Source organism: Actinomadura sp. NPDC048032, from assembly GCF_040653175.1.
In the GTDB taxonomy this organism is placed as follows: Bacteria; Actinomycetota; Actinomycetes; order Streptosporangiales; family Streptosporangiaceae; genus Spirillospora; species Spirillospora verrucosospora.
The window spans coordinates 1-7,538 of sequence record NZ_JBEZJP010000404.1 but is presented as its reverse complement, the minus strand read 5'-3'; the positions used below and the strand labels follow the sequence as shown (position 1 = coordinate 7,538).

8 protein-coding genes are annotated in these 7,538 nt (G+C 72.6%); 4 read left to right on the top strand and 4 right to left on the bottom strand.

Annotation, left to right across the window (positions count from 1 at the left end; translation table 11 throughout):
* On the bottom strand, positions 1 to 675 hold a 675-nt coding region (locus AB0C69_RS34485), incomplete at its 3' end, for a TetR family transcriptional regulator (protein WP_360359265.1).
* A gap of 72 nt (positions 676 to 747) precedes the next feature.
* Between AB0C69_RS34485 and AB0C69_RS34480 the strand changes: the two genes are divergently transcribed.
* On the top strand, positions 748 to 3,066 hold the full coding sequence (locus AB0C69_RS34480) for an MMPL family transporter (protein ID WP_360359262.1): 2,319 nt from the start codon (positions 748 to 750) through the stop codon (positions 3,064 to 3,066).
* Between the two features lie 10 nt (positions 3,067 to 3,076).
* Here AB0C69_RS34480 and AB0C69_RS34475 read toward each other — a convergent pair whose 3' ends face one another.
* Together AB0C69_RS34475 and AB0C69_RS34470 are read right to left on the bottom strand one after the other, a co-directional pair.
* Positions 3,077 to 3,466, bottom strand: a complete 390-nt coding sequence (locus AB0C69_RS34475; protein WP_185031584.1) for a hypothetical protein — start codon at positions 3,464 to 3,466, stop codon at positions 3,077 to 3,079.
* Positions 3,463 to 3,702, bottom strand: a complete 240-nt coding sequence (locus AB0C69_RS34470; protein WP_149263024.1) for a hypothetical protein — start codon at positions 3,700 to 3,702, stop codon at positions 3,463 to 3,465. The genes AB0C69_RS34475 and AB0C69_RS34470 overlap by 4 nt, the downstream gene beginning before the upstream one ends.
* A 163-nt stretch (positions 3,703 to 3,865) precedes the next feature.
* Here AB0C69_RS34470 and AB0C69_RS34465 point away from each other — a divergent pair, with 163 nt between their 5' ends.
* Both AB0C69_RS34465 and bluB read left to right on the top strand, forming a co-directional pair.
* Positions 3,866 to 4,708, top strand: coding sequence for an SMP-30/gluconolactonase/LRE family protein (locus tag AB0C69_RS34465; RefSeq protein WP_360359259.1), 843 nt, complete (start codon positions 3,866 to 3,868; stop codon positions 4,706 to 4,708).
* 52 nt (positions 4,709 to 4,760) lie between these two features.
* On the top strand, positions 4,761 to 5,390 hold the full coding sequence (gene bluB / locus AB0C69_RS34460) for a 5,6-dimethylbenzimidazole synthase (RefSeq protein ID WP_360359256.1): 630 nt from the start codon (positions 4,761 to 4,763) through the stop codon (positions 5,388 to 5,390).
* Here the strand turns inward: bluB and AB0C69_RS34455 are convergent.
* Complete coding sequence (locus tag AB0C69_RS34455; protein WP_360359253.1) at positions 5,284 to 6,471, bottom strand: glycosyltransferase 87 family protein; 1,188 nt, start codon at positions 6,469 to 6,471, stop codon at positions 5,284 to 5,286. The genes bluB and AB0C69_RS34455 overlap by 107 nt on opposite strands.
* Before the next feature lie 134 nt (positions 6,472 to 6,605).
* Here AB0C69_RS34455 and AB0C69_RS34450 point away from each other — a divergent pair, with 134 nt between their 5' ends.
* A complete protein-coding gene (locus AB0C69_RS34450; RefSeq protein ID WP_360359250.1) occupies positions 6,606 to 7,475 on the top strand; it encodes a histidine kinase dimerization/phosphoacceptor domain-containing protein in 870 nt (289 codons plus the stop codon).
* Positions 7,476 to 7,538: the final 63 nt, after the last annotated feature.

Here is a 7,538-nt window from a genome sequence, read left to right as displayed (position 1 = left end):
GTCCGCGGCCGGTTCGCCGCCTTCGAGGGACGCATCGAGATCGCCGAGCCGGTGGAGGAGTCCCGCGTCACGGCGCGCATCGAGGCCGTGCTCGACGATGTCCACGGCGCGGTCGAGGGCGGTGCGCATGGACAGCGGGTCGTAGCCCTCGCGGCGGCAGTGCGCCACGACCGCCTGCATGCCGCCGACCGCGATGCCCGCCGCGGCCACCGCGTCGATCTCGGAGATGCCGGGGCACAGCTCTCGCAGCAGCGCCTCGATCGCGTCCTGGGCGTCGGTCATGCGCTGGAGCGCCCGGGCGCGCAGGGCGGGGCGCTCCAGGATGAGGGCGACCTGGACCGGGCCGTAGTCGCGGTGCTCGGCCACGATCGCTTCGAGGACGTCCACGATGCTGCGCCGGATGGTCTCCATGGGGGACTCGCCGGGGGTGCGGCGCAGCCGCTCGGCGACCTCGGCGAGCCGGTCGTCGATCTCGGCGAAGATCACGTCTTCCTTGGAGGGGAAGTAGCTGAAGAACGTGCGGGGCGAGACGTCGGCGGCGGCCGCGATGTCGGCGATCGTCGTCTCCTCGTAGCCGCGCTCGGCGAAAAGGCGCAGCGCGGCCGTCGCGATGGCCTGCCGCGTGCGCATCTTCTTGCGCTCCCGCAGCCCCGGCCGGCCGTCGTCCTCCACCATGTGACGCACGTTACCATGCCTGCAAAGTTGCATCTATTGCAAAACTGCATGCATTGGGTGTTTTCTGCGGGCATGGCGCGTTTCCTGGAGGCACTCGGACGGCTCTGCGTGCGACGGCGCCGCGCGGTGTTCGAGCTCTGGGTCGCCGTGATGCTCGGCGCGGGCGTCCTCGGCCTGACGCACGGGGGGATGTTCGTCCAGCAGAGCACCCTGCCGGGCACCGAGACCCAGCGCGCCCTCGACACGCTCGGGCAGGACTTCCCCGCGATGACCGGGCCGACCGCGACCGTGGTGTTCCACGAGACGCGCCAGGCCAGTCCCGCCGACTGGAGGGTCGCGCTCACCGTCGGGCAGTCGATCGAGAACATCTCCGAGCTCGACCGGGTCGCGTTCGTCGAGAACCCCTACGCGCAGGGGATGGGCGGGTTGAAGGACGACGCCGCCGTCGTCGTCCGGCTCAACTTCACCGGCACGATGAGCGACGTCGGCCACGCCGACCTCGACGCGCTGAACCGGGCCGTCGAGCCCGCGCGGATGGCCGGGCTGGAGGTGAAGTTCGGCGGGATCGTCGCGATGATCCTCAACCAGCCGAAGGGCGGGCCGCAGGAGGGCGTCGGGATCCTGCTGGCGATGCTGGTGCTGCTGCTGGCGTTCGGCTCGTTCCTCGCCGCGGGAATCCCGATCGTGGTGTCGCTGTGCGGGATGGCGGTGGCGTACTCGCTGATCCACTTCCTGGCGTCGATGTTCCAGATCGCGCCGACCGCGCCGATGGTCGCCGCCATGCTCGGCATCGGCGCCGGGATCGACTACGCCCTGTTCATCGTGACGCGCTACCGGCAGCAGCTCGCCGAGGGCGACGACGCCGAGACCGCGGTCGGGCGCGCCATGGCGCACTCGGGCCACGCGGTCGTGTTCGCCGGCGGCACCGTCGTCTTCGCGATCTGCGGGCTGTTCCTGTCCGGGATCGCCTTCATCGGGCGCATCGGGATCGCCGCCGCGCTGGCCGTCGCCATCATGGTCGCCGCGGCGCTGACCCTGCTCCCGGCGATCCTCGGCGCCCTGGGGCCGCGCATCGACCGGTACCGCCTGCCGCGGGTGCGCCCGGACCGCGGCTCCGCCCGCTGGACGGCCTGGGGACGCCACGTCGACCGCCACGCCTGGCCGTACGCGATCGTCGCGACGCTCGTCCTGCTGACGCTGTCCGTGCCGACGCTCAGCCTGCGGTTCGGGGTGATGGCCGACAGCATGTCGTCCCCGAAGATGGAGGCGCGGCAGGCCTACGACATCGTCGCCGAGGAGTTCGGCGCGGGCCACTACAGCCCGTTCGTCGTGGTCGCGAAGGTGCCGGGCGAGGAGAAGCGCGCCAAGCCGAAGCGCGTGGTCCCGACCGTGAAGGGGCGGGAGGGGCTGTCCGGCCTGACGGGTCCGGCGCCGGCGGCCGCGCCGAGCCCGTCCCCGGAGCCGGCCCTTCCCAAGGGGGCGCCGGACACCACCAAGAAGCCCGACAAGCGCGCGGTCCTGCTCGGGCAGGAACTGCGGCAGAAGCTCTCCGAGGTGCCCGGCGTGGTGTTCGTCGGGGAGCCCGTCGTGACCGGCACGACGGCGATCGTGCAGGTCGTCCCGCGGGACGCGCCGCACGCCGCCTCGACCACCGACCTCGTCCACCGCCTGCGGAACGTGGAGATCAGGGAGGTGCGGGACGCGCATCCGGGCGCCCGGATCTACCTCGGCGGGGAGAACCCGGCGATCATCGACATCGCCGCCACGGTCGGGGACCGCATGCCGACCGTCGTGGTCGCGGTGGTGGGCGTCGCGCTCCTGCTGCTGGTCGTCGCGTTCCGGTCGGTGATCGTCCCGGTGAAGGCCGCGCTGATGAACCTGCTGTCGATCGGCGCGTCGTTCGGCGTCGTCACGGCCGTCTTCCAGTGGGGCTGGGGCGTCGAGCTGTTCGGCGTCGACCAGGCGATCCCCATCATGTCGTTCATCCCGCTGTTCATGTTCGCCCTGATCTTCGGGCTGTCCATGGACTACGAGGTCTTCCTGCTGTCGCGGATCAAGGAGGAGTACGACCGGACGGGCGATCCGCACGAGTCCGTCGTGACCGGCATCGGGGCCACCGCCCGCCTCATCACCTCCGCCGCGCTCATCATGATCTTCGTGTTCGCCAGTTTCGTCCCGCAGCCGGACCCGATGGTGAAGATGATGGCCCTGGGGCTGGCGGTCGCCGTCGCCATGGACGCCACGATCGTGCGCCTCATGCTCGTCCCGGCGCTGATGAGCCTGCTCGGCCATGCCAACTGGTGGTGGCCGGGCCGCTCCCGGCCGGCCGCTCCGCCGCCCCCGCCCCCGCGGCCCGTCCACGAGCAGCTGGAACTGGAGCTCACGACCTGACCGCGGCCCGCTAGGGGATCTGCTCCACGCGGACGCCCGGGACGGACGCGTAGAGGCCGGGCTCGGCGGTGATCAGGGGCCAGCGCCGCCACCGGGCGGACCAGGCGGCCTGGGCGGCGTCCATGCCGAGGTTCGGGATCGTGGTGACGAGCAGGCCGGTCTGCTGGGCGATCACGTCGTCGAGGTCGTCGACGTGCACGACCTGCATGCCGGGGAGGCGCTCCAGCACGGCGCGGCCGTGGTCGGGGACGAGCTGCCAGGCGCGGGCGAGCGACGTCGCGGGGATGACGATGGTGGCGTGCTGGGCGATGGACGCCCGGAGCCGGGCGCGGACGTAGACGGTCTTGCCGGTGGCGAGGTCCAGGAGTGCTGTCGCGTCGAAGACGTGACCGGTGATCACGCGACGTCCCGGCGGGACGAGGGGCCGCCCTCGACCAGCCGGTCGACCATGGCCTGCTCGTCGGGGCTCGGCGGCCCGAACAGGTCGTCGATCGTGGAGGCGTCCCGGAGGTAGGCCAGCTTGAGCCGCGCGCCGTCCGCCAGGAACCCCGACACCGAGGCGATCTTCTTGTCCTCGGCGAGCCCCTGGAGCGTGGCGGCAAGCTCGTCGGGCAGCGTGATGTTGAGTCTCGCCATGGGGCACACGATACACACTCGGAGGCCTTCCAGTGTGTACTCGGGTCGTCCCGGCTCCAGCGGAACGCGGACCGCGGAGTGGGCGGGGGCGCGGTGTCGATCCGGCCGGATGCCGTTCGTGTAGAAGGCGGAACATCGGTAACCGAGGAGGACGGTGAGGACGATGGACGAAGTGCGGACGCTTCTCGACGGCCGCGGACTGGTCGAGTCGCCGCGCTGGCACGGCGACAGGTTGTACTTCTCCGACTGGACGGCGGGCGAGGTCGTCGCGGTGGGGCTGGACGGCGCGCACGAGGTGGTGGCGCGGGTCGCCTCGCTCCCGCTGTGCACCGCGTGGCTGCCGGACGGGCGCATGGTGATCGTCTCCTCGGCGGACGGGCGGCTGCTGCGCCGGGAACCGGACGGCTCCCTGGCCGCCCACGCCGACCTCGGCCGGCCGGGCTGGAACGACGTCGTCGCCGACGGGCGCGGCAACGTCTACGTCAACCGGCCCGGCTTCGACCCGATGGCGGGGGAGGAGTTCGCGCCGGGGGCGGTCGCCCTGGTGCGGCCGGACGGCTCCGTGCGCGAGGTGGCGGACGGCATCGCCTTCCCCAACGGCATGGCGGTGACGCCAGGCGACGCCACGCTGATCGTCGCGGACTCCTACGGCGGCAGCCTGGTGGCCTTCGACATCGGCGCGGACGGGGAGCTGTCCGGCCGCCGGACCTGGGCGGACCTCGGCGACGGCGTCCCGGACGGCATCTGCGTCGACGCGGAGGGCGCCGTCTGGTACGCCGACGTCCCCAACCGGCGGTGCGTGCGCGTCGCGGAGGGCGGCGAGGTGTTGCGCACGATCGGCCTCGACCGCGGCGGCTTCGCCTGCGTCCTGGGCGGGCCGGGCGGGACCACCCTGTTCGTCACGGCCGCCGAATGGCGCGGCATGACCGAGGCCGAGCCGGTGGCGCCCGGCAGCGGCCGGGTGTTCACCGTCGAGGTCGACGTCCCGGGCGCCGGACGGCCCTGACGCCCCCGCCCGGCGGGCGGCGCGGGCTCCGGCGTGGGCACAATCGCCTGCCATGGACATCTACGACGCCATCCACCGCCGCCGCGACGTGCGCGGCGAGTTCACCGGTGCGCCCCTGCCGCGGGACGTCCTCGACCGGGTGCTGGAGGCCGCGCACGCCGCGCCGAGCGTCGGGCTGTCCCAGCCCTGGGACTTCGTGCTCGTGGGGGACCCGGAGATCCGGCGGGCCTTCCACGAGCACGTCCAGTCCGAACGCGCCGCCTTCGCCGCCACCCTGACGGGCGACGCCGCCGAGCGGTTCGCCCGGATCAAGATCGACGGGATCCTGGAGTCCAGCCTGTCGGTCGTGGTCACCTACGATCCCGAGCGCGGCGGCCCGGCGGTCCTCGGGCGGCACGCGATCGCCGACGCGGGGCTGTACTCGGTGTGCCTGGCGATCCAGAACCTGTGGCTCGCCGCCACCGCCGAGGGCCTCGGCGTCGGATGGGTGTCGTTCTACCGGGAGCCGCACCTGCGCGACCTGCTCGGCATCCCGGAGACGATCCGCCCGGTCGCCTGGCTCTGCCTCGGCCCCGTCACCCACCTGGAATCCGTTCCCGATCTCGAACGGCACGGCTGGCGGCGGCGCAGGGCACTGGACGCCGCCGTCCACCACGATCGCTGGACGGAGCCGGCGGGCTGACCCGGAGGCGGATCGCCGCGTACGCCAGGAAGGACAGGCCCGCCAGCAGGTAGCAGTTGGCGACCGGGGTCAGGAGGACGTGGAAGCCGTACTCGCGCGGGTCGCCGTTGTGGGGCGTCCACCACAACGGCGAGACGGCGAACACGATGAAGGCGGCCAGGGCGCTCTTCCGGTGGCCGTTCCGGAGGAGCACCGCCAGCGCCGGGACGATCCACACCCAGTGGTGCGCCCAGGAGACCGGGGAGACGAGCAGGCCCGTCGCGCCGGTGACGGCCGTCGCGCTCAGCCAGTCGCCTCGTCGAGCCCAGAGGGCGGCCACCGCGAGGCCGGAGACGGCGATGGCCAGCGGTATCGCCGTGTACCAGCCGCCCACCTCGGCCGTGCCCCGCAACACGCGGGCCAGCGCGCCATAGGGGGACTGGTTGCTGATGTAGGTCACGCCCACGCGAGAGGTGTCGTAGAAGGTGCGCGACCAGTAGACGCGGGACGCGTCCGGCGCGATGGCGTAGGCGAGGAAGGTGCAGGCGGCGAAGGTCGCGGTGGCGGTGACCGCGTCCTTCGTCCGCCTGCTCAGCAGGAGCAGCACGACGAAGACGGCCGGCGTCAGTTTGATCGCGGTCGCCACGCCGACGCCGATTCCGGCCGGACGCCCGCGCGCGACCCGACGCAGGTCGGCGAGGATCAGGGCGAGCAGGATCAGGTTGACCTGGCCGAGGAAGAACGACTGCCAGACCGGTTGGAGGAGCAGGCCCGCGGCCACCACCAGGACAAGGGAGATGTCGCGACCGGCCATTCGCACGGTGAGCGCGCACGCCCAAACGAAGGCCGCCAGCGAGGACAGTTGCCACAGCATGCGGGCGAGGGTGAGAGGGAGCGCGGCCAACGGAGTGAACAGCGCGGCCATGAAAGGCGTGTTGGTGAAATAGTGCTCGGCGAGCTGTCCTTGGTAGAGGCGCGAGCCATCCGTCAAGACATGCCCGCCGAGCCGGTAGATGCGGAAATCCAGCGAGTCGTAGACGGCGGAGAAGACGGCGATTCCGAGAACTTCGGCGGCCAGAAGGAAAGGTGCCCAGCGCTTCACCCGGGCAACGGTCTCGGCGGAGGCGCCCGCGGCGCATCGGGCCACCGGCCACATTGGCGAAAGGCGCTTGTAGCCTGCGGGATTACGCCTCCGGGCCAATGTGCCGGGACGGGGGCGGCGGTTACGATCGGCGCATGTCAGCCCTGCCGGTGCGCCGCGTGAGCCGCGGCGCGGGGACGGTTCTCGCCTGGAGCGGCGCCGCCGTGTACCCGGTGGTCGTGTTCCTCACGTTCTCCCACGGGAGGTCCGCCTTCCAGCAGCTGGAGATCCCCGTCGCGGCCGGGCTCACGGTCCTCGTGCTGTCCCTGCTGCTGCGGCGGGCTCTCGCCGCGCACGCGATCCTGCTCCTCGCCTGGGTCTTCGCCATGGTGTCGCTGCCGTCCGGGGCGGTCGCCGGCCTGCTGGTCCTCATCACCGACGTCTCGTCCGGCTACATCGCGGCGACCCGCCCGCGGAAGGTCTCCGTGCCCGTCGGCGCCGCGACGGGCGTCCTCCAGGCCGCGGCCGTCACCGCCTTCCTGAACGCCGACGAGATCCTGCTGATGACGATCCTGCTGGCGGCGGCCGTCACGTACATGACGGGGAACTCGCTCAGGACGCGGCGCGCGCACGCCGAGGCGATGCGGGAGCAGGCCACCGCGCAGGCCGTCGCGGCCGAGCGGCTCCGGATCGCGCGGGAGCTGCACGACATGGTCGCCCACAGCATCGGGATCATCGCGATCCAGGCGGGCGTGGGCGGGCGGGTCATCGACACCCAGCCCGCCGAGGCCCGCAACGCGCTGGACGCCATCGAGGCCACCAGCCGCGACACCCTGTCGGGGCTGCGCAGGATGCTCACCGCCCTGCGCAGGGACGACCCCGGCGCCGCGCCGCTCGGGCCCGCTCCCGGCCTGGACGACCTCGCCCGCCTCGCCGAGGCCGCGGGGGACGCGGGCGTCGCGGTCGACGTCCGCACGTCGGGCGAGCCGAGGGCGCTGCCGCCGGACGTCGACCTGTCCGCCTAGGTTCACCGCGCCGCATGTCAGCCGTTCTTCTTCTTGTGGCCCCACGCGGGGGGCGTCGCCTGC